The organism is Streptacidiphilus sp. MAP12-33 (genome assembly GCF_041261265.1).
Lineage (GTDB): Bacteria > Actinomycetota > Actinomycetes > Streptomycetales > Streptomycetaceae > Streptacidiphilus.
Window position 1 is genome coordinate 35,937 of sequence record NZ_JBGCCA010000009.1, and the last position, 26,384, is coordinate 62,320.

Annotated in this window: 24 protein-coding genes, 1 tRNA gene and 1 pseudogene; 15 read left to right on the top strand and 11 right to left on the bottom strand. The window is 73.7% G+C overall.

Translation table 11 applies throughout. From position 1 onward, the window contains the following. Positions 1–5: 5 nt before the first annotated feature. Entirely contained in the window at positions 6–638 is a 633-nt protein-coding gene (locus ABH931_RS11340) for a TetR/AcrR family transcriptional regulator (RefSeq protein WP_370112239.1), read from the bottom strand. A gap of 404 nt (positions 639–1,042) precedes the next feature. On the opposite strand from ABH931_RS11340, the gene ABH931_RS11345 reads away from it, so the two are divergent. The 3 genes from ABH931_RS11345 (at position 1,043) to ABH931_RS11355 (ending at position 2,537) form a co-directional block, all read left to right on the top strand. Continuing rightward, positions 1,043–1,204, top strand: coding sequence for a hypothetical protein (locus ABH931_RS11345; protein ID WP_370112240.1), 162 nt, complete (start codon positions 1,043–1,045; stop codon positions 1,202–1,204). Then, positions 1,201–1,905 carry a hypothetical protein gene (locus ABH931_RS11350; RefSeq protein ID WP_370112241.1) on the top strand — a complete coding sequence of 235 codons (705 nt, stop codon included), beginning with the start codon at positions 1,201–1,203 and terminating at the stop codon, positions 1,903–1,905. Before ABH931_RS11345 ends, ABH931_RS11350 begins: the two co-directional genes overlap by 4 nt. A 251-nt stretch (positions 1,906–2,156) precedes the next feature. Continuing rightward, a complete protein-coding gene (locus ABH931_RS11355; protein WP_370112242.1) occupies positions 2,157–2,537 on the top strand; it encodes an RNA-binding S4 domain-containing protein in 381 nt (126 codons plus the stop codon). 10 nt (positions 2,538–2,547) lie between these two features. Here ABH931_RS11355 and ABH931_RS11360 read toward each other — a convergent pair whose 3' ends face one another. After that, positions 2,548–3,456: an SAM-dependent methyltransferase gene (locus tag ABH931_RS11360; protein ID WP_370112243.1), complete on the bottom strand. Its 909-nt coding sequence runs from the start codon at positions 3,454–3,456 to the stop codon at positions 2,548–2,550. Positions 3,457–3,561: 105 nt separating this feature from the next. Here ABH931_RS11360 and ABH931_RS11365 point away from each other — a divergent pair, with 105 nt between their 5' ends. Further along, a complete protein-coding gene (locus ABH931_RS11365) occupies positions 3,562–3,963 on the top strand; it encodes an MmcQ/YjbR family DNA-binding protein (RefSeq protein ID WP_370112244.1) in 402 nt (133 codons plus the stop codon). On the opposite strand, the gene ABH931_RS11370 is transcribed toward ABH931_RS11365, so the two are convergent. Continuing rightward, positions 3,935–4,291 carry a cupin domain-containing protein gene (locus tag ABH931_RS11370; RefSeq protein ID WP_370112245.1) on the bottom strand — a complete coding sequence of 119 codons (357 nt, stop codon included), beginning with the start codon at positions 4,289–4,291 and terminating at the stop codon, positions 3,935–3,937. The two genes, ABH931_RS11365 and ABH931_RS11370, sit on opposite strands and share 29 nt — an antisense overlap. A gap of 246 nt (positions 4,292–4,537) precedes the next feature. On the opposite strand from ABH931_RS11370, the gene ABH931_RS11375 reads away from it, so the two are divergent. The 3 genes from ABH931_RS11375 to ABH931_RS11385 all read left to right on the top strand — a co-directional run bounded on the left by ABH931_RS11375 (position 4,538) and on the right by ABH931_RS11385 (position 7,192). After that, complete coding sequence (locus ABH931_RS11375) at positions 4,538–5,293, top strand: AIM24 family protein (RefSeq protein ID WP_370112246.1); 756 nt, start codon at positions 4,538–4,540, stop codon at positions 5,291–5,293. A gap of 265 nt (positions 5,294–5,558) precedes the next feature. Beyond that, positions 5,559–6,695, top strand: coding sequence for a molybdopterin-dependent oxidoreductase (locus ABH931_RS11380; protein WP_370112247.1), 1,137 nt, complete (start codon positions 5,559–5,561; stop codon positions 6,693–6,695). Between the two features lie 2 nt (positions 6,696–6,697). Then, entirely contained in the window at positions 6,698–7,192 is a 495-nt protein-coding gene (locus ABH931_RS11385) for a hypothetical protein (protein ID WP_370112248.1), read from the top strand. A gap of 67 nt (positions 7,193–7,259) precedes the next feature. Here the strand turns inward: ABH931_RS11385 and ABH931_RS11390 are convergent, their stop codons facing one another. After that, the gene (locus ABH931_RS11390) at positions 7,260–8,531 is read right to left on the bottom strand and encodes a glycosyl hydrolase family 8 (protein WP_370112249.1); all 1,272 of its coding nucleotides are present in this window, start codon (positions 8,529–8,531) and stop codon (positions 7,260–7,262) included. 225 nt (positions 8,532–8,756) lie between these two features. On the opposite strand from ABH931_RS11390, the gene ABH931_RS11395 reads away from it, so the two are divergent. Next, positions 8,757–9,626, top strand: a complete 870-nt coding sequence (locus tag ABH931_RS11395) for a RimK family alpha-L-glutamate ligase (RefSeq protein ID WP_370112250.1) — start codon at positions 8,757–8,759, stop codon at positions 9,624–9,626. Next, positions 9,623–10,306 carry a 4'-phosphopantetheinyl transferase superfamily protein gene (locus tag ABH931_RS11400; RefSeq protein ID WP_370112251.1) on the top strand — a complete coding sequence of 228 codons (684 nt, stop codon included), beginning with the start codon at positions 9,623–9,625 and terminating at the stop codon, positions 10,304–10,306. Before ABH931_RS11395 ends, ABH931_RS11400 begins: the two co-directional genes overlap by 4 nt. Positions 10,307–10,578: 272 nt before the next feature. On the opposite strand, the gene ABH931_RS11405 is transcribed toward ABH931_RS11400, so the two are convergent. Further along, a complete protein-coding gene (locus ABH931_RS11405; protein WP_370112252.1) occupies positions 10,579–11,295 on the bottom strand; it encodes a hypothetical protein in 717 nt (238 codons plus the stop codon). 154 nt (positions 11,296–11,449) lie between these two features. On the opposite strand from ABH931_RS11405, the gene ABH931_RS11410 reads away from it, so the two are divergent. Beyond that, on the top strand, positions 11,450–13,567 hold the full coding sequence (locus ABH931_RS11410) for an alpha-galactosidase (RefSeq protein WP_370112253.1): 2,118 nt from the start codon (positions 11,450–11,452) through the stop codon (positions 13,565–13,567). Between the two features lie 41 nt (positions 13,568–13,608). Here the strand turns inward: ABH931_RS11410 and ABH931_RS11415 are convergent, their stop codons facing one another. Both ABH931_RS11415 and ABH931_RS11420 read right to left on the bottom strand, forming a co-directional pair. Further along, entirely contained in the window at positions 13,609–14,730 is a 1,122-nt protein-coding gene (locus ABH931_RS11415) for a DUF6745 domain-containing protein (protein ID WP_370112254.1), read from the bottom strand. A 74-nt stretch (positions 14,731–14,804) separates the two neighbouring features. Then, positions 14,805–15,128, bottom strand: a complete 324-nt coding sequence (locus ABH931_RS11420) for a hypothetical protein (RefSeq protein WP_370112255.1) — start codon at positions 15,126–15,128, stop codon at positions 14,805–14,807. Positions 15,129–15,547: 419 nt separating this feature from the next. Between ABH931_RS11420 and egtA the strand changes: the two genes are divergently transcribed. From egtA to egtD, 4 genes and pseudogenes are all read left to right on the top strand, one after another. Then, complete coding sequence (gene egtA, locus ABH931_RS11425) at positions 15,548–16,861, top strand: ergothioneine biosynthesis glutamate--cysteine ligase EgtA (protein ID WP_370112256.1); 1,314 nt, start codon at positions 15,548–15,550, stop codon at positions 16,859–16,861. Positions 16,862–17,415: 554 nt separating this feature from the next. Next, positions 17,416–18,738, top strand: a complete 1,323-nt coding sequence (egtB, locus tag ABH931_RS11430) for an ergothioneine biosynthesis protein EgtB (RefSeq protein WP_370112363.1) — start codon at positions 17,416–17,418, stop codon at positions 18,736–18,738. After that, positions 18,738–19,499: pseudogene (egtC, locus tag ABH931_RS11435) on the top strand (ergothioneine biosynthesis protein EgtC); the annotation flags it as partial. The gene egtB and the pseudogene egtC, both read left to right, overlap by 1 nt. A 171-nt stretch (positions 19,500–19,670) precedes the next feature. Further along, positions 19,671–20,660 (top strand): L-histidine N(alpha)-methyltransferase, encoded by a 990-nt coding sequence (gene egtD, locus ABH931_RS11440; protein WP_370112364.1) that lies wholly within the window; start codon positions 19,671–19,673, stop codon positions 20,658–20,660. Positions 20,661–20,678: 18 nt separating this feature from the next. Here the strand turns inward: egtD and ABH931_RS11445 are convergent, their stop codons facing one another. The 4 genes from ABH931_RS11445 to ABH931_RS11460 form a co-directional block, all read right to left on the bottom strand. Next, the gene (locus ABH931_RS11445; protein WP_370112257.1) at positions 20,679–21,779 is read right to left on the bottom strand and encodes a LacI family DNA-binding transcriptional regulator; all 1,101 of its coding nucleotides are present in this window, start codon (positions 21,777–21,779) and stop codon (positions 20,679–20,681) included. A gap of 75 nt (positions 21,780–21,854) precedes the next feature. After that, a complete protein-coding gene (locus tag ABH931_RS11450) occupies positions 21,855–23,693 on the bottom strand; it encodes a glycoside hydrolase family 36 protein (protein WP_370112258.1) in 1,839 nt (612 codons plus the stop codon). A gap of 151 nt (positions 23,694–23,844) precedes the next feature. After that, on the bottom strand, positions 23,845–25,023 hold the full coding sequence (locus ABH931_RS11455) for an aminotransferase class V-fold PLP-dependent enzyme (protein WP_370112259.1): 1,179 nt from the start codon (positions 25,021–25,023) through the stop codon (positions 23,845–23,847). Between the two features lie 243 nt (positions 25,024–25,266). Beyond that, a tRNA-Arg gene (locus ABH931_RS11460) sits at positions 25,267–25,339 on the bottom strand. Between the two features lie 404 nt (positions 25,340–25,743). Between ABH931_RS11460 and ABH931_RS11465 the strand changes: the two genes are divergently transcribed. Then, positions 25,744–26,346 (top strand): single-stranded DNA-binding protein, encoded by a 603-nt coding sequence (locus ABH931_RS11465; RefSeq protein WP_370112365.1) that lies wholly within the window; start codon positions 25,744–25,746, stop codon positions 26,344–26,346. Positions 26,347–26,384: the final 38 nt, after the last annotated feature.

Consider the following 26,384-nt stretch of genomic DNA (forward strand, 5'->3'; position numbering starts at 1 on the left):
AGGCCCTAAGGCAGGGGCTGAGCGGCGATGCCCTCCAGGACCATGGACAGGTACTGGCGGGCGATCTGCTCCGGGCTGTGCCCGCCGCCCGGGCGGTACCAGGAGGCGGCGACCCAGACGGTGTCGCGCAGGAAGCGGTAGGCCAGGCGCAGGTCCAGGTCCGAACGGAAGTCCTGGTTGGAGACCCCGCGTTCCAGGGTCTCCAACCACACCTGCTCGAAGCGCCGCTGGGAGTCGGCGAGGAACCCGAAGCGGGGTTGGGCGGCGAGCTGGCGGGCCTCCTTCTGGTAGATCGCCACGGCGTCACGGTGCCGGTCGATCTCCCGGAAGGACTCCGTGACCAGGGCCTCCAACGTCTCGCGCGGGCCCAGCCCGGCGGCCAGCACCTCGTCGTAGCCGGCCCACAGCTCGTCCAGGAAGCCCGACAGGATCTCCTCCAGCATCGACTCCTTGGAGTCGAAGTGGTAGTAGAGGCTTCCGGCCAGCAGCCCGGCCTCGTCCGCGATCTTCCGCACGGTCGTGGCGTTGTACCCCTGCTCGGCGAAGACGCGCGCGGCGGTCCCCAGGATCTCCCGCCGACGGGCGGGGGACGCGGACTGACTGCTCTTCTGTGAACTCGTCTTCTGAGAACTGGGCACCCGCACATTGTGCGACACGCGGCCTCGGACCGCCTCCACCGGCGGTCGACGGGCGTCGGGCGGCGGGCGGCGGGCGGCGCACGGAGGCAGCAGCCGACTGTCCGTACACGGCTCTCCGTGGCCGCGTCCGCGGTGGAGTCGCCCAGCGCGGTGCTGACGCTGCGGCTGTTCTTCCCGAACGCCGAGGTCGAGTTCGGTTCCATACCCGAGCCCGATCCGAGACAGCCGCTGCCTCGCCGAAACCTTCCGGCACGGCGACGAGCGGCCGGCCGAGGAGCCGGAGGCGGCGAAGCCCGCCGAGGGGAACCACCCGTCGAAGCGCTGGGGCCTCTTCCGCCGACGCCGTCGCTGAGTCACCATGGGAACGCGAACCGTCACCGCGTCACGGACAGGAGGGGGTCGTCATGAAGTTGGGCAAGCTCGTCGCCAAGGGCGTCGCGGAGGACGTGCTCGACGGCGGCGTCGAGGAACCACGTCCCGTATCGGAGCCCGGCACCGTCGAAGCGGACACCGCACGGCCGGCGCCGATGGAGCCGGTGACCGCGGGGTCGAGCACCCAGCGGTGAGCGGCTTCCGGCGCGCCCAGCGGGAGCGTCCGGACCGACCGCCGGTCGGGTACAAGATCGCCCGGCCGATGCTCTCCGCCGACGGCACCCGCCTCGGCTTCCGAGGCGTGTCGCTCGGCGGGGACATCGTCTACGGACCGCTCGACGATGCCCGCTGCGGCTACGAGCGGCGTCACCGCCCGCCGTCGCGCTGGTGCGCGTGCGGTTTCTACTGCCTGCACGAGGCGGGCGCGGCGATCGAGCTCGGCTGTGCGACGGAGTACCGGGACACCGTGCTCCTGGACGTGGCCGTCCTGGGCGTCTACCTCCGCCACGAACGCGGCATGCGCTTCGAGCGGCAGCGGGTCCGGCGGATCGGCTTCCCGCGCTGCGCCTGCGGCCGCGCGTCCGAGGGGGTCCTCGACACGGGCGAGGGCATTCTCGGCTGGCGCGCGATCAGCGGCACGTGCGCCGTCTGCGCGGGGCACCGCCCGCTCCTGCGCTTTGCCGCGTACGCGGCGCTGGCCGGCCCCGGCACCCTCGCCACCTGCGACGAACGCCTCGCTCCCCCGCCCCCTCGCGCCCCGGCGGACACCCCGCCGGCGAACGCCGACCCGGACACCCTCGTTCCCCAACTCGCGGCGGAGGCAGCGCTGCTGCAGGCGCGCCTGGACTGGTTCCAACTCCAGCTCGGCCGCCTCACGGGACAGGGCGAGAGCTGAAGCCCCTCAGGGGCACGGGCTCTGCTGATTGCGGCTCCTCCCCCAGCCTTCGGGAGGTGCCCCCTGCGTGGGCGCGAGCAGCCACCCGGTGCGGATGGCCCTGTTCAGTGAGGACCATCCGCACGCCGGAGGGGGCACCTCAGGAGCACCTCCCGGCCGAAGGCTGGGGGATTGTCGCGCGGAGCCCCGCGCCGCTGGCGGCTGCGCCGCCTGAGGAGGGGGCAACCGACCCGAGGCGTAGGGTGAGGCGCATGGCCCAGGAACTGCCCACCGCACCCGTCCGCGTCGACGCGTGGATCTGGTCCGTGCGGTTGGCCAAGACGCGGTCCGCCGCCGGGACCGCCTGCCGGGCCGGGCACGTGCGGGTGAACGGGGAGCGCGCCAAGCCCGCGCAGCTCGTGCGGCCCGGGGACGAGGTGCGGTTGCGTCAGGAGGGACGCGAACGCATCGTGATCGTCCAGCGCACCGTCGCCAAGCGCGTCGGCGCGCCCGTCGCCGCCGAGTGCCTGATCGACAACAGTCCGCCCCCGCTCCCACGCGAGCTCGCCCCCGCCGTCCCGGTCCGCGACCGGGGCACCGGGCGCCCGACCAAGCGGGACCGTCGCGAGACCGAGCGCCTGCGGGGCTTCTGAGCGCCGGGCCTCAGCCCCGCTTCACCGCCATCAGGCCGTAGCCGCCGACCTGCGCCCGGGTCAGGCGCTGGTCCTCCTCGCCGACCGGTTCCTCCTCGGCCTGCCACTCGTGGATCGACACGGCGCCCGGACCGATCAGCTCCCACCCGTCGGCGCCGGTCGCGAAGCGCAGGATCTCGTCGTGGCTGCGGGTGGCGACCGTGATGCCGGCCGCCTGGTAGATGCCCGTCACCGCGTTCTTGGTGTCCTCGTCGTCGGAGTGGTCGGCGGTACCGTGCGAGAGGATCAGGACGCTGCCCGGTGCGAGGGCGGCCTTGTAGCGGTCCAGCAGCGCGTACGGCTCGTCGGAGTCCGGCACGAAGTGCAGCAGCGCGACGACCTGTACCGCGACCGGCTTGCTGAAGTCGATCAGCTCCTTGACCACCGGGGCGTTCAGGATCGCGTCCGGCTCGTGGAAGTCCGCGTCCACGTACGCGGTCCGGCCCTCGGGCGTGCTGCTGAGCAGCGCGCGGGCGTGGGTGAGGACCATCGGGTCGTTGTCGACGTAGACGATCCGCGACTCCGGGGCGATCCGCTGCGCCACCTCGTGGGTGTTCTCCGCGGTCGGGATGCCGGTGCCGATGTCGAGGAACTGCCGGATGCCCAGGCGGCTCGCGTGCCGGACGGCCCGGCCGAGGAAGCGGCGGTTGGCGCGGGCCGCGTCCAGGACGGTCGGGACGAGCCCCACCACCTTCTCGGCCGCGGCCCGGTCCGCCGGGAAGTTGTCCTTGCCGCCGAGGTAGTAGTCGTACATCCGGGCCGGGTGCGGGACGTCGGTGCGCAGTTCGGCGCGCGGCTCCGCCTCGCCCTCCTCCGCCTCGGCCCAGTCCCAACCCGACTCCGACTCCGACTCCGCGTCGATGTCCGCGTTCTCTGCCACGTCGGCCCCTCCCCAGCAGCAACCAACAGCAACCCCGCTCCGGGGTGACATACCGTCATCCCGGAGATCCCAATCATGCTATCTGTGAGGCGGCAGACTGGTGGCATGCATCACGGACCGTTCACCTCTCCTCAACTCCATGCCTTCTGCCTGGACTTCAACGGCGCGGAGGAGACGTTCCCGTTCAATCCGGAAACGTCCGTCTTCAAGGTCGGCGGCAAGGTCTTCGCCCTCTCCGCGCTGGACGCCGAACCCCTGCGGGTCAGCCTCAAGTGCGACCCGGACCTGGCGGTCCGGTTGCGCGCGGAGCATCCGGCGATCACCGGCGGCTGGCACCTCAACAAGCGGCACTGGAACACCGTCCTACTGGACGGGTCCCTCCCGGACCGGCTGGTCCGGGAGATGGTCGAGGACTCCTACGACCTCGTCGTCGCCTCGCTGCCGCGCAAGCAGCAGCTGCTGCTCGACTGGCCCGGGCTCAGAGTTCGTGAGGAAGATCGATCGTGAGGTAGGTCTTGCGCAGCGTCTCGTGGACCTCCCAGACGCCGGTCCACCCGGCCGGCGTCACCAGCAGGTCCCCCGGCCCGATCTCGACCGGCTCGCCACCGGTCGGCGTCAGGGTCGCCCGCCCGGAGAGGATCTGGCACACCTCGTGGTAACCCTCCCGGGTGGCGGTGAACCGTCCGGGTGTCGCCTCCCACACACCGGCTTCCGCTCCTTCGGGTGACGTCCACACCGTGTGCAGCGCCTCCTGCTGGCCCTCGGTGGTGCTGGTCGGCTTGGGCGCGAACGCACCGAGCTCGGCTCGGTCGGCGCGGTGCAGGACGATGGCCATGGCGGTGGCTCCTTCGGGGATCGGGACAGTCGGGCCACCACGCTGCCAAATCCACTGCCCGGACAGCCACGGGCAAGCTGTAAGGCCGGAATCCCTCCGCCCGACAGATCGCGAACCATCCGAGCGTCCGCCGTGCGTCCACGTCCCGTCCCGGTCCGGCAACAGTCCTCCGACCTGGCTTTGCGGCCCTGGCGCGGAGCGCTACGGTGCGGACAGAACCGACGAGATCTGGAGGGGGCAGCCGCCATGCAGGCTGAGATCAAGGGCACCACCATGCCGGTGCTGGAGGTGCAGCTGGGCCCGGGCGAGTACGTGGTGACGCCGCACGGCGAGCTGTCGTGGATGTCCGGGAACATCCAGATGTCGCAGACCATGTCCGGCGGCGGCCCGGGCAACGGCGGCGGCTTCATGGGCGCGATCAAGCGCGTCATGGGGGGCGGCAGCCTGTTCCTGACGCAGTACCAGGCGCAGGGCGCACCCGGCCTGGTCGCCTTCGCGTCCAAGGTGCCGGGGCACATCGTGCCGATCGACCTGACCCCCGGCCGCAGCGTCATGGTCCACCGCCACGGCTGGCTGGCCGGGACGCCGGGCATCACCCCGTCCGTCGGCTTCCAGCAGAGCATCCGCGGCGGGCTGTGGGGCGGCGACGGTTTCCTGCTCCAGAAGCTGGAGGGTCAGGGCCGCGCCTGGATCGAGCTCTCCGGCGAGCTCACCACCTACACGCTGGCCCCGGGCCAGACGATGCTGGCGCACCCCGGCCACGTCGGCATGTTCGACCAGTCGGTCCAGTTCTCGATGACGCGGATCCCCGGCATCGCGAACAAGATCTTCGGCCAGGACGGCTTCCTGCTGGTGGCCCTGACCGGGCCGGGCCAGATCTGGCTGCAGAGCATGCCGCTCCCCAACCTCGCCCACTCCCTCGCCCCGTACCTCGCGGCCGAGTCCGGCGAGAACGTCGAGGCCGCCGGCGTCGGCGGCCTCATCGGCGGCATGCTGCGGTAAGGCGCGCAGCGCCTTCAGGGGCGCGAGGCTCTGCCGATATGCGGCTCCGCCGCGTGGGCGCGAACAACCACTGGCGTGCGGATGGCCCTGGGCACCCCGGACCGTCCGCTCACCAGTGGCTTGCCGCGCAGTTCCCCGCGGCCCCGAGGTCAGTGCAACGTCCCTCTGACGTAAGACTTCCGTAGCCGGGTTGATCGGCTTCAGACCCTGCTTGCGGGCGTCTCATGGAGACATGAGACGCCTCCGCCTCCGTAATCCCCTCGATGTGACGTTGCCCGCGCCGCCGCAGGCCCTGCGGCGGGGGCCGTTCAAGGAGGGGACCTTCCGGTCACGCCTGCACGAGCCGCGGACCGCGGTCGTGCTCGGGCGGTGGCTCGGCGCAGCCGTCCTGATCTGCTTCGTGACCGGCCTGATCAGCCACCTGCTCCAGCAGCCGCCGACCTGGCTGCGCGACCACCTGCCGAGCCGGCCCGTCCAGGGCTACCGTGTCACCCAGGGCCTGCACGTGATCAGCGGCATCGCCGCGATCCCGCTGCTGGGAGCCAAGCTGTGGGTGGTCTACCCGCGGCTGTTCTCGTGGCCGCCCGCCCGCACCGTCCGGCACGCCCTCGAGCGCCTCGGCATCGCCCTCCTCCTCGCCGCGCTCCTGCTGGAGCTCTTCACCGGACTGCTCAACACCCTGCAGTGGTACCCGTGGCCGTTCCCCTTCCGGCAGACGCACTTCTGGCTGGCCTGGATCGCCGTCGGCGGACTGCTGCTCCACATCGCCGCCAAGGCGCCGGAGATCGCCGCGCACTGGCGGCGCACCAAGCCGGCACTGCCGGGGCGGCGGGCGCTGCTGGGGTCGGTGGCGGCCGCCGTCGGCGCGGTGACGCTGGTGACCGCGGGGCAGACCGTGCCGTGGCTGCGCTCCCTGGACCTGCTCGCGCCGCGCAGGCCCGACCTCGGGCCGCAGGGGCTGCCGGTCAACCGCACCGCCGCGCAGGCGGGGACGGTGACGACGCCCGCCGACTGGCGGTTGCGGGTCGACGGACCGCGCCCGTACAGCCTCACCATGGAGGAGCTGCTCGCGCTCCCCCAGACCGACGTCGACCTGCCGATCGCCTGCGTCGAGGGCTGGAGCGCGTCCGCCCGGTGGGGCGGCGTGCGGCTGCGGGACCTGCTGGACCGCGCGGGCGCCGCTCACGGCGCGCTGGTCCGGGTGACCTCCCTGGAGCGGAACGGGCCCTACGCCGTGATGACGATGCCCCACACCTACGCGCGCGACCCCCTCACCCTGCTCGCGCTGCGCGTCAACGGCCAGGCGCTGCACCCCGACCACGGCTATCCGGCGCGGATCATCGCGCCCAACCGGCCCGGCGTGCTGCAGACCAAGTGGGTTTCCCGGCTGGAGGTGCTGTGACAATGACGGCCAGAACGGCCAGGACGGCCAGGACGCTGCGCACCGCGCTCGCCCTGCTCGGGATCGCCGGTATCGGCTACGGCGTCTACGGGCTGCTCCACGACCCCTATATCCGGGACCCGTTGGACGTGCTCGTCTGGGGCGCGGGCGCGGTGGTGCTGCACGACGGCTTCTGGCTGCCGCTGGTGCTGCTGGCGGGGACCGCGCTGGTCCGGCGGCCGCTGCTGCGCGGCGGGCTGGTGGTCGTGGCGGCGCTGACGGCGGTGGGCCTGCCGGCCGTGCTGCGCGCCGGCGTCGACCACGGCAACCCGAGCCTGCTGCCGCTGCCCTACCTGCGCAACTACCTCCTGCTGCTGGCCGCCGTGGCCGTGGCCGTCGCAGTGATGGCGGCGGCGCCGCACGTGCCGGGCGCGCTGCGAGCGGTGGCCGCCTTCGTCCGGCGGAGCCTGGCATCGTGGAGGCACCGTCCCGTCCGCGGACGTCGCCTGCGGGACTGAGGCGCAAGCCACAGGTGCGAACGGCGCTCCACCCGGGCCGCGGGTGGAGCGCCGTTCTGACGTCGCGTCAGTGCTGGCTGGGGTTCCAGTAGTCGCCCGCCATCACGATCATCACGATCGTCTTGATGGTCTCGCCGTAGTAGCCGTCACCGAACGGGTTGCTCTGCAACTGCTTCCAGATGGCGTCGGTCCAGGCCTGGTCGCCCGCGGCCATCGCCGCCGGGCCGATCGAGTCGCCGGCCTCCTCCGCCTGTGTGTCGCCGGAGACGTTGCCGTTGGCGCAGTTGAGCTTGATGTGCGGCTGCACCTTGGCCGGGTCTCCGCCGGCGAGCTTCTTGGTGCAGGCGGACCACTTCTTGGCGTCGCCCAGCGAGACGGCCGCGGTGGTCGGACCGTAGAGCAGCGCGTCGGTGCCGAGATGCCAGGGGACGCGGATGGAGTTGTAGCCGACGATGTTGTCGGGCTGGTCCTCCTGGTAGTTCGCGGGCGCCGGGGAGGGCGAGGTGGTGTTCGCGTGGATGACGAAGTCCGACATCAGGCCGGCGCTCGACGAGTACGCCGCGGTGAACTCGCCGACCACCGCCTGCATCCGGTCCACGACCTTGGTCCAGTCGTGCGCGGTGTCGTAGGCGGCGAAGGCCCGCAGGTGGTCCAGCATGTTGTCGGACGGGCGGGTGTCGGTCGACGGGCCGTCGTCCTCGCACTTGAGGTGGCCGTCCGAGGTCACGTCATGGGCGTAGACACTGGCCAGCCAGGCCTTGGCGTCGGCGGTGTAGCCTCCCCACTGCTTGTCGGCGAGGACCAGGCCGTAGCCGATGTCCAGATCGCCGTCGGTGGCCGCGTCCGGCGTACCGGAGCTGTAGTACTTACAGGTCTTGCCGTCCAACTGCCACTGCATCAGGCCCCACTGGTCCTTGTGGTCCTTGACCAGCTGCCACAGCCCGTTGAACTCGGTCTGCGCGTTGGCGTCGTAACCGGCCATCAGCGGCACGATGTTCATGCCGTAGCCCTGACCCTCGGAGACCGGACCGTTGTTGGTCGCGTCCCCGTCGCCCTTGGTGGAGACGTAGTACTCGTTACTCGCGCACCCGTGGTGCAGGTAGGTGGCCTTCCACGAGTCGTACTGCTTCTCGACGGCCGCGTCGCGCGTGGCCTGGGAGGCCGAGGGCATCACGCCGGTCCGGTAGGTCTGGTGCTGGGGGAAGGCCAGCTTCGCGGCCGTGGCGGCGCGCGTGGCCGTGGCGGCGGCGACCGCGTTGCCGCCGACGGCGAAGGCACCCCCGGCGAGGGCGGCGGTGGCGGCGAGGGCGGCCACGAGGCGTTGCGGAGTACGGGACATCGACACTCCCTTCCAAGTTAGGAAACTTTCCTAACCAGATTCTGGGAGTCTCCCGTCCGCCTGGCGGAGCGTCAATACCCGTGGAGTCGGCGGCTGCCCGGCAGAAGGGGCAGGCTCAAGATCCATCCGGATCGGGGACCGGCTAGGCTCGATTCCGGGCCCCCGGGAACCTCCGGGAAACCTCCCGCGCACCCGACCCCCGCACGACCGAGAGGCGGCTTGCCCGTGTCCGACATCGTCCTGCTCACCGGCCGCACCATGCCGCGCGAGGCCAGCGAGAACGACCTGCTCGCGACCGAGCTGCGGGCACTCGGCGTCAGCGCCGAGATCCAGCCGTGGGACGAGCCCCTGGACTGGGGCACGCACGGCATGGCGCTGGTGCGCACCACCTGGGACTACTGGGACCGGCTGGAGGAGTTCCTGGCCTGGGCCGGGCGGACCGACAAGCTGACCACGCTGCGCAACCCGGCCGAGGTCATCGCCTGGAACCACCACAAGGGCTACCTGCCCGCCCTCGGCGCGCAGGGCATAGCGGTCATCCCCACCACCCTGCTGCCGCGCGGCGCGGACCGGACCGAGGTCGACGCGGCGCTGGCGGCGTTCCGCGACCGGCACGGCGCCATCGAGACCGTCGCCAAGCCGGCCGTCTCCGCGGGCGCACGCGGCGCGCTCCGCTCCCCCGTCGACGCTCCGGAGACCGCCGCGCACCTGACGGAGCTGACGCGCGGCGGCGACGCGCTGCTGCAGCCGCTCGTGGAGTCGGTGCTGACCCGGGGCGAGACCTCGCTGGTCTTCTTCGGGACCGAGTTCAGCCACGCCGTCCGCAAGGTGCCGGCCTCCGGCGAGTACCGGATCCACCAGCACCACGGCGGCACGGTCCAGGAGCACACCCCCTCGGCGGCCGAACTCGCCGTCGCGCGTGCCGCGTTGGCCGCCGCCCCGGCGCCCGTCGCCTACGGCCGCGTCGACCTGGTCGAACTCGCGGACGGTCCCGCCGTGATGGAGCTGGAGCTGATCGAACCCGAGCTCTTCCTCCCCTTCGCGCCGGGCGCGACCGCCCGCTACGCCCGCCACCTCGCCGGGCTGCTGCCGTGACGGCCACCCCGGCGGAGGTCCAGCTGTGGCTGCTGGACGCCCGAATCCCGCAGCCGGAGCTCGACCTCGACGTCCTCGACGCGGCCGAGCGCGAGCGCGCCGGGCGATTCTTCCGGGCGGCGGACCGCGTCCTGTACACGGTGGCCCACGCCGGGCTGCGCGCGGTCCTGTCCGCGCGGACCGGCCTGCCGGCGGCGGAGCTGCGCTTCGAGCGCGAGCCCTGCCCGTGCTGCGGCGAGCTCCACGGCCGTCCCCGCCTGGCGGCACCGGGGGACGCCCCCGCGTTCTCCCTCTCCCACGGTGGCGGCCTGGTCCTGATCGGCCTCGCCCCCGACGCCACGCCCGTCGGCGTGGACGTGGAGGCCCTCCCCTCCGCCGCGACCGCGCGGGAGACGATGACGTCCCTCCACCCCGACGAGCAGGCCGAGCTCGCCGCCTCCCTGGCCGGCCCCACGCCCGCGTCCTTCGCTCGGGTGTGGACGCGCAAGGAGTCCTACCTCAAGGCCCTCGGCACCGGCCTCGGCCGCGACCCGGCCAGCGACTACCTCGGCGACGACCCCTCCCGCCACCCCGACGCCTGGACCATCACCGACCTCCCGGTCGGACCGGCCCACGTGGCAGCCTTCGCCTTCGCCCGACCACGCGCCACCTTCACCCTGCACGGCACCCTCCCAGCCTAGCCAGGGACACGCAACCGCAGCGGCGCAGGGCCGCGAGAGCGCGGCGGAACGGGGAGCTCGGCGCGGCTCGGCTCACGCCGAAGCAGGGGCTCGGCAGCGCAGGGGCACGACGGCGCTGCCGCTCCGCAGCCGCAGCGGGGCGCGCAGCCGCGCCGGAGCCAGGGCCACCGGGGCGCGGGGCACCACCCTGCGGGAAGGGCTCCGCTCGGTGAGGGGCATCCGCCCGCTGGTGACTGCGCGCGCTGCGCGGCGCGCCCGAGCGCGGGGTGCGGCTACAACGCGACCGCGGGGCCCTGGTTGACGAGGGTGACCGGGATGCCGCCCGTGCGGGATTCCAGGTAGTGCCTGAAGGCCGCCGAGGCGATCCCCGCCGCGTTCGTGTCGACCTCGACCGAGGACGAGTCCGCGCCGCTGCCCAAGCCGTTGATCGGGAAGCCCAGCGCACCCTTCGGCATCAGCGGCGTCAGCCGCTGGACCGCCGATTCGAGCCGCGCAGCGGAGTAGCGGGCCAGGTAGAGGTCGAGGCGCCCGAGGTCGACCCGCGGGTCGATCCGCTTCGCCTCCGCGCCGAGCCGACGACCGCCGGCCAGGTCGGTGACGCAGAGGGCGACATGCCCGGCGGGGAAGTCGGTGATCTGGCTGCCGTACACGTCGCGGAACGCGGACTCCCGGCCGGCCGCGCCGACGGCCTGGGAGAGTGCCTGCGCCTCGGGCGTCGAGGCAGGGGTGCCGTCGATGTGCGTGGGCGCCGGGAGGTTCCGCCACTGGGCGGGAGTCGGGCACGGGCCACCCGGCGCCGGCGCGCCCGGCGCCGCCTGCTGCGGCGTGGCGCGCGTCGTCGCGACCGGTGGGGGTGTCGAGCCCCCCTTGCCGCTCACCACCACCTTGTCGCCGCCGGGGTGCGACACACCCCCGCAGCCCGTGACCAGCACTGCGACGACCAGCCAACCCGCCATGACGGCCGTGCCTCTGACGTTGCGACTTTCCATGCCCCCGCTCCGATCCTGCGTCGTGTGCCGATAGGACGGACGCCATCCGAAAGCGGTTCCGTCGCAACCCTAGTGTCATGTGGCATGTGCAATTACACTCACGCCGAACATCCGAGCACCCACCACCCACCCACTCCTTCCTGGAGCCCTCCCCATGCGTGCACCCCACGCCCGCCACAGAACGCGGCTCGGCGGCGCCGTCCTCGCCTTCGCCCTGCTCGCCACCGGCTCGGCCGCCGCAGCGGCCGGGCTCGGCCTCGCCACGGCCGCGCCCGCCGCCGCGCTCGACAACGGCACCGCCCTCACCCCGCCCATGGGCTGGAACTCCTGGAACACCTTCGGGACGGACACCAACGAGCAGGAGGTGCAGCAGACCATCGACTTCATGTCCGCCAACGGCCTGGTCGCCGCCGGCTACGACACGGTGACCATCGACGACGGCTGGTCGCTGATGCACCGCAGCGGGCAGACCACCGACCTGGTCAAGGACGCCTACGGCTCGCTCCAGCTCTACGACGCCGCGGGCAACCCGGTGAGCGGAACCGACGGGACGGGCATCGACCCGACCTCGGGACACCTGATCCCGGACCCGGACAACTTCCCCTCGCAGACCGTCAACGGACAGACCGTCAACGGCATCCAGTACCTGGCCTGGTACGCCCACAGCAAGGGCATGAAGTTCGGCCTCTACGCCACCGACACCTACACCACCTGCCAGGGCCACCCGGGCAGCCTGGGCCACGAGGCCACCGACGCAGCCGACTTCGTCTCCTGGGGCGTCGACTTCGTCAAGTACGACGACTGCCCCTACGGCCCGCCGATCACCGGCCCCGACGGGCACAACTACGGCACCCAGGGGGAGGGCAAGGAGCTCACCGAGTCCATCTACGCCCGCGTCCAGACCTTCCAGAAGGCGCTCGACGCCGCCACGACTGGTCAGGGCAGAGCCAACCGGGTCACCCTCAGCGTCTCGGCGCAGCCGGTCCACAGCGGCATCCCCTACCTCGAGGACCCGAACGACCCGGCCCGCACCGATCCGGTCATCGAGGCCGCGAGCACCCCCGCCGACCAGGCCCCCGGCTACGCGCCCACCGGTGTGTGGTGCGGACAGGTCGCCAACCTCTGCCGGATCGGCGGCGACCGCGACAGCGAGCTGGACGGGGTGCTCTACCAGGGCCAGTTGCAGACGGCCCTCCAGTACCGCGCGGGGGTCCGGCCGGGCAGCTGGAACGACCTGGACATGATGTTCGCCGGCTGGCAGGACCCCTACGGCGACTGGGGAGTCACCGACACCTGCTCCTGCCACAAACCGTTCACCGACACCGAGTCGCAGACGGAGATCTCGATCCTGTCGATGATGGCCGCGCCGCTCATCTCCGGCACCGACTTCCGCTCCGCCGCCGACTCGGTACGGACCGACGGCACCGCGACCTGGTCCACCGGCATCCCGGCGTCCGCGCTCACCCTCTACAAGAACCGCGACGTGATCGCGATCGACCAGGACAGCCTCGGCAGGCCCGCCACGCTCGTCGGCGCGGCCCCGGACTCCGCCACCGCGCCCGTCGTGCTCCAGCGCCAACTGGCCGACGGTGACACGGCGGTACTGCTGGTCAACCAGGACCCGGCCAACACGCGGACGGTGAGCACCAGCCTCTCCGCGCTCGGCCTCACCGGCCCCGGCTACGCCACCAAGGAGCTGTGGACCGGCGCCACCGGCGAGGTCACCGCTGCGGGCGGCGGCACGATCAGCGCGTCCGTCCCGCCGCACGGTGTGGCGCTCTACCGGCTCTCCGCGCTGCCGACCACAGTGCCGGCGAGCGTCGTCGGCGACGGGAAGTACCACGCGCTCGGCGCGGGCGGCACCGGCGGGTTGGTCCTGGAGGTCTCCGGCACCTGCAGCTCGCCGCTCACCTCGGTCGCGGACGTCAACACCTGGTGGCCGACGCACACCTCGGAGATGTGGACCTTCACCGGCAACCCCGACGGGACGGTCCGCATCAGCGACAACTGCGACACCGCCACCCACGTCCACACCGTCCTCGCGGCCGGCACCCAGCCGGGGAACAGCGCCTACCTGCTCAACTACTCGGCGGGCAATCCGTGGCAGGAGTGGCGGGTGCTCCAGAACACCGCGACAGGCGCGCTGACGGTGACGAACGTGGCCACCGGTCTCGTGCTCGACACCTCGGGCGGCGCGAGCCCGGGCAGCACCGTGGTGACGAACAGTGCCGACCCGGCGGCGCCGGGGCAGTCCTGGAGCCTGCTCTCCTGACCTTCGATCGTCACCCCCGCACCTCCTCGTCCGCCGGGGCGTCAGGTCTCGTACTTGGGCCGGTACGCCTCGGCGGGCATCCCGAACGTCCAGGCCACACCCTCCCGGGCGCTGCGCGTGCTGGGCGGCACCCGGAGCCAGCGGACCCGCCGCGTCCCGTCGGGCTCCGGGACCGGGTCGGTCACCTCGACCACCACCAGCGGCTCGTCGTCCGGGAGTTCGAGCCGCCACAACACACCCGTCCCGTCCTGGTGGACGAGCTGCGCCTCCTCTGACGCGGCGAGGTAGCGGCCGGGGCCGAAGTGCTCCAGCAGCACCCGGCGCTGCTCCGCGTTCGGCGCGGCGCGGACGTCCTCGACGGTCAGCGCGCCGAGGCGCTCGAAGAGCGACCTGGGCACGGCCGTGCCGCGCCAGGCGTGCAGGGCGAAACCGTCCCCGTAGGCGAGAGCCGGTCCGTCGACTCCGTGCAGTCGGCCCGTCGCGTCCCGGTCGAGCACGACGGGGAGGTCGGCCAGCACCGCCACCTCGGCGTAGGGCCACCACCAGCCGGACGAACGGGCCATCGCCACCGGCCCGGCCAGCCCCGGATCGTCGGCGAGCCCGGCCAGCCGGACCGCGTCCTGCTGGCCCGGGACCGCGTCGAACAGCGCCAGGCCCACGGCCGGCCGTGCGCCCTCGCTCGCCGCGCCGCGACCGGCCAGCCCGTCGGCGACGGCTACGCGGATCTGCCCGGCCAGCGCGTCCAGACGTGGCCAGCTCTGCCCGGAGGCCACCGTCCACCGCTCCGACCAGGCCTCCCGCCCGAGCCGGGCGACCAGCCGCTCCCTGGCCTGCCGCCAGGGCCTGACCCGCACGGCCTCCTTGACGCTCACCGCACCGGCTGGGCGGTCCGCCCGGACGTCCTGCGCCGCCAGCAGGCGCCTGGCCTCCGGGACGGCCCACCGGGCCTCGGGCCCGGTGAGACCCTCCGCGCCCGTGGTGAGCAGCAGCGCCGCCGCCGTGCCGACCAGTGGCGAGGCGCACCACACCAGCGCACGCGGCTCCGGCAGCCCCGCCTGCCGGTACGCCGCCCGCACGCCGGCCTCCGCGGCGGCCCGGTCCGTCACCCCGACCCGCGTGCCGATCCCGACCCAGACGTCCTGCTCCGTCTGCTCCGTCGTCATCCCCGTCTCCCTCCTCGCCTCAGCCTGTCGCCGCGCGGCTACTTGCCCGCGCCCCCGCAGCCCTCGGCCCGCCCTCAGAACTCCGCGGATCCACCGAGCGGCGCGGGCAGGTAGCCGCGCCGGCGCACCACGCGGTACCAGCCGGCCGGCAGCTCGATCGGGGCGTGCCGCTCGTGTTCCAGGAGCGCCGGTGCCGTGAGCTCCAGCCAGGCCTGCCCGGGCTCCTCCGCGCGGCCGCCCACCCCACACAGCAGGCGACCAGGCCCGGCGACGGCGTGCACGGGGGCACTGCCCTCGCCCGACGCGAGCACCAGCCGCCCGCGTGCGTCCCGCGACTGCTGCGGCAGCGCAGTCACCGACGCGGGGACGGCGATCGCCGCCACCCGCACCAGGAGCACATCTCCTTGGCGATACATCGACCAGCCCCCTTGTCGATCCCTCGCGTCGGCATGCACCGACCATGTAGCACCGAACAGTAGTACGAAGGACTGACAGCGACGCGCCGGGGAGAACCGTGCCAAACCGGATGGTTCATCCCAGCCCCCTCGACCGATCTTCGCAACAGCCCAGATCCCTGCACGCGCTTGATCACAAACGTCGATTTCAGGCCATCCCCCATCCCCCCATCCGTATACGACGCATCCTTGTCGCACCGATGTTCGATGACCAATCGGGTGAAATCGCCCCGCCGGTGCGCAGGCGCGCGACTGGCTCAGACACCGCTGTCGCGCCCTCCGCAGGCCACGGAGGATGGACGCGCTCGGCGTGCCGCTCCTGCCGCCGAGGGGTTAGGTGGACATGGAAGGAGGCGTGAACCGTGGGACCTGAGTCCGACACCGAGGCACAGGACGAGCTCTCGCTCGACCAGGCCGAAGGCCACATCCACGGCGTGTGCTTCAAGACAGGACCGCCGGGAAACGCGGGCGTCGAGCTCGAATGGCTGGTCCTCGACCGGACGCAGCCGCGCCGACCCGTACCGCCCGAACGCCTGGACGCGGCCCTCGCGTCACTCCCGGCAACGGACGGACGGCTGCCCAGCGGGACCGCGCTGACGCGCGAGCCGGGCGGCCAGCTCGAACTGAGCACCCCCTGCGCGCCCGGTCCCCTGGCGTGCGTCACCACCGCCGCGACCGACCTCGCGCTCGTCCGGCAGGCCCTGGACCGCCACGGCCTCCACCTGGCCGGCTACGGCCTGGACCCCTTCCGCGATCCGCCGCGCGTGCTGGACCACCCGCGCTACGCGGCCATGGAGGCCTACCTCGACCGCATCGGCCCCTGGGGCCGGATGATGATGCGCGCCACCGCGGCCGTACAGCTCAACCTGGACGCCGGCACCGAGAACGGCGGGCTCGACGGCTACCGCGCCCGCTGGCAGCTGGTGCACCGGCTCGGCCCGGTCCTGGTCGCCGCCTTCGCCAACTCCCCGCTGTGGCAGGGCCGCCCCACCGGCTGGCGGTCCACCCGCCAGGCCGTGTGGGAACACCTCGACCCCAGCCGCACCAGGCCCCCGCAGGGCCTGCCCCAGGACGCCGACCCCCGCGACGCGTGGGCACGCTTCGCGCTCGACGCGGGCCTGCTCTGCCTGCGGCGCGACGCGCCCGCCGACTGGACCTCCCCGCCCGGCCACACCTTCGCCTCCTGGCTCGACGGTGGCGTCGCGGAACGCCCGGCCACCCGCGAGGACCTCGACTACCACCTCAGCACCCTCTTCCCGCCGGTCCGCGCGCGCGGCTGGCTGGAGCTGCGCATGATCGACGCGCAGCCCGGCGACGGGTGGCTGGTCCCGGCACTGGTGACCACCGTGCTGCTGGACGACCTGCGCGCGGCGGAGGCGGCCTGGACGGCCACCGAGCCGCTGTGCCGCGCGTCCTCGCCGTTCCCGCCGCTCGCGGCATGGTCCCGCGCCGCGCGCCTGGGCGCATCGAGCCCCGAGCTCGCCAAGGCCGCGCTGGCCTGCTTCGAGGCCGCAGACGCGGCCCTCGGCCGCGCGGGCGTCCCGGCGACGCTACGCGGCGCCGTGACCGCCTTCGCCGAGCAGTACACCGCGCGCGAACGATGTCCCGCCGACGACCTCCTGGACGACCTCCGCACCACCGGTCGCCCCGCCCATCCGGAAGGACTCCCCCGATGACCGCGACCGCCCGCCCCAGCGAGCCCGCGCGCCCCCCGGCCACCCCCACCTCCGGAAGCCCGACCGAGCGCCACCCCAGCCGGCCCACCCCCCACCCAACCGCGCCCCAGACGCAGGACACCACCGGAAGCCCCGCCCTCGGCGCAACCGCAAGCACCACGGGAGCCCACCCCAACCACGAAACACCCCGCCCAACCACGCCACAGACACAGGACACCACCAGTAGCCCCGCCCTCGGCGCAACCGCAAGCACCACGGGAGCCCACCCCAACCACGAAACACCCCGCCCAACCACGCCACAGACACAGGACACCACCGGAAGCCCCGCCCTCGGCGCAACCGCAAGCACCAGGGGAGCCCACCCCGACCACGAAACACCCCGCCCGGCGGCGCCGCAGGCGCAGGGCGGCGCGGCCGACCCCGCCGCAGGCAGAACCGAAAACCACTCGACACCCGAGCACACCCGCCCGGCCGCGCCGCAGGCGCAGGGCGGTGCGGGCGGCCCCGCTGGGGACGGTGCCGGGGGGCGGCCCTCGACCGAGGCGCTTCGCGCCCTGGCGCGGGAAGCGCTGGAGCGGGCGCGGCGGCGGACGCTCGCATTGACGGACTGCCTCGACGACGAGGAACTCGCCGCGCAGCACTCGCGGTTGATGTCGCCCCTGGTCTGGGACCTGGCGCACATCGGCAACCAGGAGGAGATCTGGCTGGTCCGCGCCGCCGGAGGCCAGGACGCGATCCGCCCCGACCTGGACCCGCTGTACGACGCCTTCCAGCACCCGCGCGCCGAGCGCCCCGCGCTCCCGCTGCTCCCGCCGGACCCCGCCCGCCGCTACCTCGCCGCCGTCCGCGAACGCGCCCTCCGCGTCCTGGACGCCGCACCGTTCGACCCCGACAGCGCGGACCCCCTGCTCGCCGACGGCTTCGTCTTCGGCATGCTCGCCCAGCACGAGCAGCAACACGACGAGACCATGCTCGCCACCCACCAACTCCGCCGCGGCCCCGCCGTCCTCACCGCGCCCCGCCCCACCCCCGCACCCGCCGACGCCGCCGACCTGCCCCCCGAGACGTGGATTCCCGCGGGCCCCTTCTCCATGGGCACCGACGACGAGCCCTGGGCGCTCGACAACGAGCGCCCCGCCCACCGCGTCGACCTCCCCGGCTTCTGGCTGGACACCGTGCCCGTCAGCAACCGCGCCTACCAGGCGTTCATCGCCAACGGCGGCTACGAGGAACCCCGCTGGTGGAGCACGGCGGGCTGGGCCCACCGCGTCCAGGCGGGCCTGCACGCACCACTGTTCTGGCGGCGCGCCGAGACACCCGACGCGGTCGAGGGCGGCTGGCTGCGCCGCCGCTTCGGCGTCGTCGAGCCGGTTCCGTTGGACGAGCCGGTGCTGCACGTGTGCTGGTACGAGGCCGACGCCTACGCCCGTTGGGCCGGACGGCGCCTGCCGACGGAGGCGGAGTGGGAGAAGGCCGCCCGTCACGACCCCGCCACCGGCCGCTCCCGCCGCTACCCGTGGGGCGACGCCGACCCCACCCCCGAACTCGCCAACCTCGGGCAGCGCCACCTCCAGCCCTCCCCCGTCGGCAGCCACCCGGCCGGCGCCTCCCCGCTGGGCGTGCGCCAGCTGATCGGGGACGTGTGGGAGTGGACCTCGAGCGACTTCGCGCCGCACCCGGGGTTCACCGCGTTCCCGTACAAGGAGTACTCGGAGGTCTTCTTCGGCCCGGACTACAAGGTGTTGCGCGGCGGCGCCTTCGGCGTCGACCCGGTGGCCTGCCGCGGCACCTTCCGCAACTGGGACTACCCGATCCGCCGCCAGATCTTCTGCGGCTTCCGCACCGCCCGTGACGCCGACCCCGAGGAACGCCGCTGATGTGCCGTCATCTCACCTATCTCGGGCCGGTGGTACCGCTCGCCGAGGTCGTGCTGCGGCCCGCGCGGGGACTCTACGAGCAGTCCTGGTCACCGCGTCGCCAGCGCCACGGCACCGTCAACGCCGACGGCTTCGGCCTCGGCTGGTACCCGGAGCCGGTCCCCGCGGACCGGGAGGAGGACGAGGAGGCGCCCGAACCCGCCCGCTACCGGCGGGCGGTGCCGATCTGGGCCGACCCGAACCTCCCCGAACTCGCCCGCGCCGTCCGCAGCGGCGCGATCCTCGCAGCCGTGCGCTCCGCCACGGCGGGCACCACGCAGGACGAGGCGGCCGCCGCCCCGTTCCGCGACGGCCGCTACCTGTTCAGTCACAACGGCGTGATCCCCGACTGGACCCGCCTCCCGGCGGCCGTCGCCGCCTCCGGCACGCCGGGCGCCGACGCGCCGTTGGACAGCGCCGCGCTGCTCGCACTCGAGGCACGCAGCGACTCCGCGCTGCTCTGGGCCATGCTGGTGCGCCGCCTGCGCCGGGGCGAACCCGCCGGGGGCGCGCTGGCCGCGCTGGTGCGGCAGGTGGCGTCGGTCCGCCCGGACGCCCGGCTCAACCTGCTGCTCACCGACGGTGCGTCGATCGCGGCCACCCGGTTCGGCGACACCCTCTGGTACCGGTGCGCGCCGGGCCGAGTGCTCGTCGCCTCCGAGCCCGACGACGAACTCGCCGGGTCCGCCGGGTCCACCGGGTCCACCGGGTCCACCGGCGGCGAGTGGCAGGAGGTCCCCGACCACTCCCTGGTGCTCGCGACCCGCGCGGGCGCCCGCATCCTCCGCCTGCGTCCCCCGGCGCGAACACCGAAGCAGTCGACCGACAGCCTTTCCCGCACCCCTCGTTCCGCCCACGAGCAGGACCGCGGAACAGAACCGGAGAGACTCACCATGATCACGCAACGACAGCTCTTCACCCTGGACAACCGGCTCCCGGCCGACCACCTGGCCAAGGCCCTGCGCCACGACGTCGTCTCCGGCCTCACCGCCGATCCCAAGACCCTGCCGCCCAAGTGGTTCTACGACGAGCACGGCAGCGAGCTGTTCGAGCGGATCACCCATCTCGCCGAGTACTACCCGACCCGCGCCGAACAGGAGATCCTGACCCGCCGCGCGCCCGAGATCGCCGCCCTCACCCGGGCCGGCACCCTCTTCGAGCTCGGCTCCGGCTCCTCCCGCAAAACCCGCCTGCTGCTCGACGCGCTCACCGCCGCGGGCACGCTCTCCTGCTACGCCCCGCTCGACGTCAGCCCCAGCGCGCTGGAGCAGGCGGGCGCCGCGCTGATCCGCGACTACCCGGGGCTGCGCGTCGCCGCGACCGTCACCGACTTCGAGACCGACCTCACCCTGCCGCCGGACGCCCCGGGCCCGCGCCTGGTCGCCTTCCTCGGCAGCACCATCGGCAACCTCGACGAGGCGCAACGGCAAGCCTTCTACCGCGCGTTGCGGCTCACCCTCAGCGCGGACGACGTGCTGCTGCTCGGCGCCGACCTGGTCAAGGATCGCGAGGTCCTGCTCCGCGCCTACGACGACAGCCTCGGCGTGACCGCGGAGTTCGACAAGAACGTGCTGGGCGTCCTCAACCGCGAGCTGGACGCCGACTTCGACCCCGACGCCTTCGCGCACGTCGCGCGCTGGAACGAGGAGCACGAGCGCATCGAGATGCACCTGCGCTCACTGCGGGACCAGACCGTCAAGATACCGGCCCTGGACCTCTCCGTGGAGTTCGCGACGGACGAGCACCTGCGCACGGAGATCTCCTGCAAGTTCCGCCGCGCGTCCCTGACCGAGGAACTGGCCACGGGCGGCTTCACCGTCCGCCACTGGTGGACCGACGACGCCGAACGCTTCGCCCTCCTCCTCGCCGTCCCCACCCGCTGACCCGATCCCCGGGGTGGGTCAGGTGGTGCTGCTGGCGCGGACGATCAGCTCGGCGGCCAGCAGCACGCCGGAGGGCGGGGCCTCGCCGCCGCGGATCTGGGCGAGCAGGCCGTCCACCAGCTCGGAGGCGAGCCTGCGCAGCGGCAACCGCACGGAACTGAGCGGCGGTTGGAGCACCCGGCACAGCGGCAGGTCGTGGAAGCCGACCACCGCGATGTCCGCGCCGACCGCCAACCCCGCACCCCGCACCGCCTCGTACGCCGTCAGGGCGCACAGGTCCGTCGCCGCGGCGACGGCCGTCACCCGCCCCGCCGGAGCCCGGAGCAACGCGCGGGCGGCCGCCGCGAGACCCGCCTCGGCGGGCTCCGCGACCAGCTCCAGGCCGTGCCGCCCCGCGGCCTCCCGGAATCCCCTGCGCCGCTCGGCCAGCCACGGCAGGTCCGCGTCGTCGGACGGCCCGAGGTAGCCGACGCGGCGGTGCCCGCGTTCGGCGAGGTGCGCCGCCACCGCGTCCATCGCCGCCGCGTTGTCGATGTCGACCCAACTCTGTGGCATGTCCGGCCCGGTGCGGCCGAAGGCCGCGAACGGCAGCCCGGTCGAGGTGAGATGCCGCACCCGCAGGTCGCCGGCCAGCACGTCGGCGAGCACGAAGCCGTCCACCTGCCGCGCGGCGATCAACTCGTCGACGGCGGCGGTCGGGTCGGTCGTTCCGGGCCGGGGCCGGAACAGCAGCACCCGGTACCCGGCCGCGCCGGCCGCGTCGACCAGCGCCTCCAGAAAGCCGCCCATCAGCGGGTTGGGGTCGTGCGGATCGTCCACGGGCGCGAGGTAGGCGAGCGTGCGGCGCTCACCGGTGCGCAGCGACCGCGCGGACTGGTCCGGCTGGTAGCCGAGCCGCTCGATCACCGCGCGGACCCGCTCCAGCGTCTCCGGGCGCACCCGCTCGGGCGCGTTGAGCACGTTGGACACCGTCTGCCGGGAGACCCCGGCCTCGCGCGCGACGTGTTCGATCGTCGCCCCGCCGCGTCGCCGACGCCGCGGACCGCCGGAACCTCCCGCGCCGTTCGGGCTCGCCGACCCGTCCGGGCCGTCCGTGTCCCCCGCTGCCGTCACGCTCACCCGTGCCGTTCCTCTTCCGCTGCTGCCAAGGCCACTGCCACTGCCACTGCCGACGCCGACCGCTCGCCGCCCCGCTCACTCCCTGGTCAGCGTAACCAGCCCGCCACGCGGCACGTCCACCGTGGCCACCCCGCCCGCTCCGCCCACCCCGCCCGCTCCGGAGCCGAGGCCGAAGACCTCCCGGGCGACGGTCCGCCCGCGCGCGTCCTGGACGACAGCCGTCACCCGGCCGGTGCCACCCCGCAGCACGACGCACGGATCGGCGTCCGCGTTGGCGATCAGCAGCTCCCGCCACTCGCCGGACACGTCCACCGGCAACGCCGCGTAGCGCGCGACCGCCACGCCCGCCCCGGGCCTCCCGTCCTGCCCCGCCGAACCCTCCGACCGGACCAGGGCGTAGCCCAGGTCCGGTCGGGCCGGGCGCAGCGCGCCGCGCTGCAGCAGATCGGCACGGTCACGGAACACCCCCAGCCAGAACGCCAGCGCCTCCCGCTGCTCCTCGCGCAGCGCGGCAAGGTCGACGGAGATCTGCGGGACGGCGAAGAGCACGTTGATCAGATGGCAGGCGATCTGCTCGGCGGGCTCGTCCGGGTGCCACATCAGCATGTCCGCGTGGACCGCGAGAGGCCCGGCCACCAGCCGGGTGTCGATGACGTGGCGACGGTTCTCGCCCGGCCCGAGAGGGCAGTCCACCGCACGGATCATCGTCGCGTACGGCCACAGGCCGGGCGAGACGTAGGGCTGCCGCGTCTCCACCATGGCGTGCGGCATGGCGGCGTCGATCCGTCGGCGGATCTCCGCGAGCAGGAGTTCCACCCCCTCGTCCACGCGTCCGCAGTCGGCCTCCGGTCCGGCCGGTGGCGGCTCCGCGACGTGGAAGCGGTCAACGAAGTCGATCTTCAGGCCGTCCATGTGCCACTCCTCGACCGCCCGCGCCAGCCGCTCCGCAAGATGCGCGCGGACGGCCGGGTAGCGGGGATCGACCACGATGGCGTCCAACTCGTCGACGCGGGCGAGCGCGTAGCCCTGGAACTCCTCCCACACCGAGCTCGCCCGGCCCACGAACGGCAGCGCGTACCAGAGCAGGTAGCGCACGCCGAGCGCGTGCACACGCGCCACGTGCGCGGCGGTTTCCGGCAGCGAGACGGGGTCCCAGTCGCCGCAGTGGCCGTAGCCGCGCCCGCGGTCGCCGGTCATCCAGCCGTCGTCCACGATGATCGTGTCGAGTCCGAGCTCCTTGCCGAGCGCCGCCTGGCGCTCCACCGCCTCCGGGGTGACCTGCTGGTGCATCGAGTACCAGGTCGAGTAGGCGGGGCGGCGCGCGGCGTCGGGCACGCGCACGGGCCGGTCCTGCCCGCCCCGCCGCCACCAGTCGGCGACCCCCTCCAGGCATGCGGCGAAGTGCCGTCGGGAGGTGTCGATCCGGACCGTCAGCCGCCCCCGCGCCTGGAGCCAGACGCGGAACTCGCCGGTCTCCTCGACCACTCCGGCACCGATCAGCACCTCGCCGTCGGCCCCGGCGGGCTGGACCGCGAAGGTGCAGATCCCCAGGTCCCCGGTACCGACCAGGGCACCGACCGGCGCGTCGGCGGCCAGCGACACCCGCCGCGGCGCCGACCACGCGGCCGGCAGCCAGCCGGCCCCGTCCGAGGCGCAGGGCGTCCAGTAGGCGACGGCGTCGACGCACGGCACCCGCCACTCGATCCGCACGGCCCCCCGACCGTCGGCGTCGGTGGCAGGCTCCGGTCCGGGGGCGCGGACGTCCACCTCGACCACCCGCGCGCCGACCTCCTCGATCCGCGCGTCCCCGGTCACCAGCAGCGTCAGCTCGCCCGCACGCACCGGCCGTGGCAGCGCGCCGGCGCCGTCCGCGGCCACCGCGTACGGCTCCCAGACGTCCTGAGTGATCGTCATCTTCCGTTCCCTCCCCTGTGTCTGCTGCTGATCGTTGTGGTTGCGCGGGCGGGCACGGCTTGCCCGGTCCGCGACCGCACCGGACAGCCCCTGCCTCCGGGCAATACGGCAGAGGCTGCCTGGTGCGGTCGCGGACCCGTGCCCGCACGGCTCATCCGGTCCGCGCCTGCTGCGGCTGCGGCCGCCAACCGGGCGAGCGGCGTTCCATCGCCACGACCGCCGCGCGCAGGCGCGCCGCCGCGTCCGGCGAGCGGACGGTCGTGGACGCGTGTGGGGAGAGCCGGATCCATTCGCCGCGCAGCGTCGTGGTCAGCCCGGCGTCGCGGAGCGCCGCGTGCAGCACCGCCGGATCGACCCCCGGCATCGCGATCCGCGCGAACCCGCTCCCGGCTCCCACGCCCGAGCCGGCCGCGGGCTGACCACGGTCCCAGCGCAGCCCGGTCGAGCGGGCGGCCTCGCCGAGCTCACCGAGGACCCCCTCGATCAGCGCGTGGATCCGGTCGACCCCGACGTCCAGCACCAGCCGCAACCCGGCCCCGAGCGCGGCGACGGCGGGTCCGTCGGGGTTGGTGAGCGTGTGCGCCCGCGCCCCGGGCAGCGGCGGGCGCGGGTGGTCGAAACCGCCCAGCGGATCGACCACTCCGGACCAGCCGCCGAGACCGGGCCGCAGCTGCTCCCTGGCCCGCTCGCGCACCAGCAGCAACGCGGCCCCCCAGCCCGCCCGCAGCCACTTCTGCCCACCGCACACGAGCACGTCTGCCGCGTCGGCCGCCACGGGCACGGCCCCGAGGGCCTGCACGGCGTCCACGACCAGCACCCGGTCGGGGCCGATCAGCTCCTTCAGCTCCGCCAACGGCGCGCGGAAGCCGGTCACTCCGTCCACCGCGCAGACGGAAACCGCACGCACGTCGGGCGTCAACCGCGCCCGGACGGCGTCGACCGTCGCCGGGCCGTCCAGCAGCCGGACGGCCGGCCCGCCGCACTCCTCGGCCCGCAGCCACGGATAGACCGCCGCCGGGAAGTCGCGCCGCCCGACCAGCACGCTCCCGCCCCGACCGACGAAGCCGAACGCGGCCGCGAACATCCCGTGCGAGGTCGACCCGACGAACGCGACCTCCTCCTCCCGCGCCCCGAGCAACCGCCCGGCACTCCGCGCCGCCCGCACCGCCGCCGCGTCCAGCGCCTCCAGCGCGCCCCACCCGTGCCCGGCCATCAGCCCGACAGCGTCCCCGAGCGCCTCCGCCGCCGCGGCGGAGATCGGCCCGAAGCGCCCGAAGTCCAGGTAGCCGGCCGGCTCCTGGAACTGCGCAAGATACGTTTGAACGTTCATATGAACGTTCAAACTAGCAGCGGGCCAGGTCGCCGACAAGGGATCGTCATGGCCGCGCCTCGGGGAGTCGCACCCGATCGCGCCCTGCGGCCCGGTCGGCTCGCCGACCTGCGCCGCCGCCCGGAACCGGACTGCCCCTGTTGCTCATAGCAGACGCCTGGTAATGTACACGCCATCAAACGTCAAGCCTCTGACCTGCGGAGACACCGCAGCAGACCTGAGGAGTCAGAGGTTCCACTCGAGCGCCCCCGGCAGGACTCGAACCTGCGGCCAAGTGCTTAGAAGGCACCTGCTCTATCCACTGAGCTACGGGGGCATGGCGCGGAGCCTGGCGGGGCAGCCGGGCCTGTCGTGGGACAGGATAAGCAGCGCCGGGCGTGGCGTCGGGTGCTTGCGGCAGGGTCGTTCGGGCGAATCCTGCTGCGAAGCGGTCTGATAATCGCAGGTGGGGTAGGGCGGGCGCAGCGGTCGCGGAACAATGGAGCGCTGCTGTTGTTCACTCGTTACGGCGCTGCTCCCTCAGCCGTTATGGAGTCGCACGGCCGGACGAGGACTGTGACGGTCCGGTGAAAGTGCACCCGTAAGGGTGGCGAAGTTGTCCACAGGCCCCGGTTGTCCACAGGACCGCGCCGCTCGCGCACGGATGTCCCCGGTGCGCGACAGGGTGGTCCCAGGCGGCCCCGGTGGGGCCGGAGGACGACCAGTGGGGGCTGCACGATGATGAACGGCACGTTGGTCACCCTCGTCGGAGTCGCGGTGAGCCAGGTCAGGTACGCGACGACGGTCGGCGGGGTGCCGGTGGCGCACTTCCGCCTCGCGACGACGGAGCGCCGCTTCGATCGCCCGAGGCAGGTCTGGGTGGAGGGCGACACCAGCTACTTCACAGTATGGGCCTGGCGAAGCCTCGCCGAGAACGCGTTGACGTCGATCGGCTGTGGCGATCCGCTCCTGGTGACGGGCCGGATGCGGGTCCGCGAGTGGGAGCGCACGGGCGGCCAGGCCAAGGGGGTCTCCGCCGAGATCGAGGCCACGGCGCTCGGGCACGACCTGGCCCGGGGCACCACGGTCTTCCGCAGGACGCCGCGCGGTCGCCCCGAGCCAATGGCCCCGGCGGCCGAGCGGAGCCGCGTCGCCGAGCAGCGGCGCGCCCCGGCGCGGGCCGAGGCCCCGCCGGGCGAGCGGGGCGGCGAGGCCGGCACCGGGGGCCACGTGCTCCTCCTCGCGGCTGCCCCCTCGGCGCGTTCGGGGGGCGAGGCGGGCGCGGTGGGCGCGGACGCCGCAGGCCCGGCGCCGGGGGCCCCGGCCCAGCCCGGTCCGGCGTAGGGGCGGGCCTGATCACCGGGCGTTCGGGCACTCTCCAC

Coding starts and splice junctions, on each gene's coding strand:
- ABH931_RS11455 (WP_370112259.1), bottom strand. CDS start 25,023: ATGAACGTTCAAACGTATCTTGCGCAGTTCCAGGAGCCGGCCGGCTAC.
- ABH931_RS11410 (WP_370112253.1), top strand. CDS start 11,450: ATGCGTGCACCCCACGCCCGCCACAGAACGCGGCTCGGCGGCGCCGTC.
- egtD (WP_370112364.1), top strand. CDS start 19,671: ATGATCACGCAACGACAGCTCTTCACCCTGGACAACCGGCTCCCGGCC.
- ABH931_RS11465 (WP_370112365.1), top strand. CDS start 25,744: ATGAACGGCACGTTGGTCACCCTCGTCGGAGTCGCGGTGAGCCAGGTC.
- ABH931_RS11355 (WP_370112242.1), top strand. CDS start 2,157: ATGGCCCAGGAACTGCCCACCGCACCCGTCCGCGTCGACGCGTGGATC.
- ABH931_RS11450 (WP_370112258.1), bottom strand. CDS start 23,693: ATGACGATCACTCAGGACGTCTGGGAGCCGTACGCGGTGGCCGCGGAC.
- ABH931_RS11345 (WP_370112240.1), top strand. CDS start 1,043: ATGAAGTTGGGCAAGCTCGTCGCCAAGGGCGTCGCGGAGGACGTGCTC.
- ABH931_RS11370 (WP_370112245.1), bottom strand. CDS start 4,291: ATGGCCATCGTCCTGCACCGCGCCGACCGAGCCGAGCTCGGTGCGTTC.
- ABH931_RS11375 (WP_370112246.1), top strand. CDS start 4,538: ATGCAGGCTGAGATCAAGGGCACCACCATGCCGGTGCTGGAGGTGCAG.
- ABH931_RS11365 (WP_370112244.1), top strand. CDS start 3,562: ATGCATCACGGACCGTTCACCTCTCCTCAACTCCATGCCTTCTGCCTG.
- ABH931_RS11385 (WP_370112248.1), top strand. CDS start 6,698: ATGACGGCCAGAACGGCCAGGACGGCCAGGACGCTGCGCACCGCGCTC.
- ABH931_RS11390 (WP_370112249.1), bottom strand. CDS start 8,531: ATGTCCCGTACTCCGCAACGCCTCGTGGCCGCCCTCGCCGCCACCGCC.
- ABH931_RS11405 (WP_370112252.1), bottom strand. CDS start 11,295: ATGGAAAGTCGCAACGTCAGAGGCACGGCCGTCATGGCGGGTTGGCTG.
- ABH931_RS11415 (WP_370112254.1), bottom strand. CDS start 14,730: ATGACGACGGAGCAGACGGAGCAGGACGTCTGGGTCGGGATCGGCACG.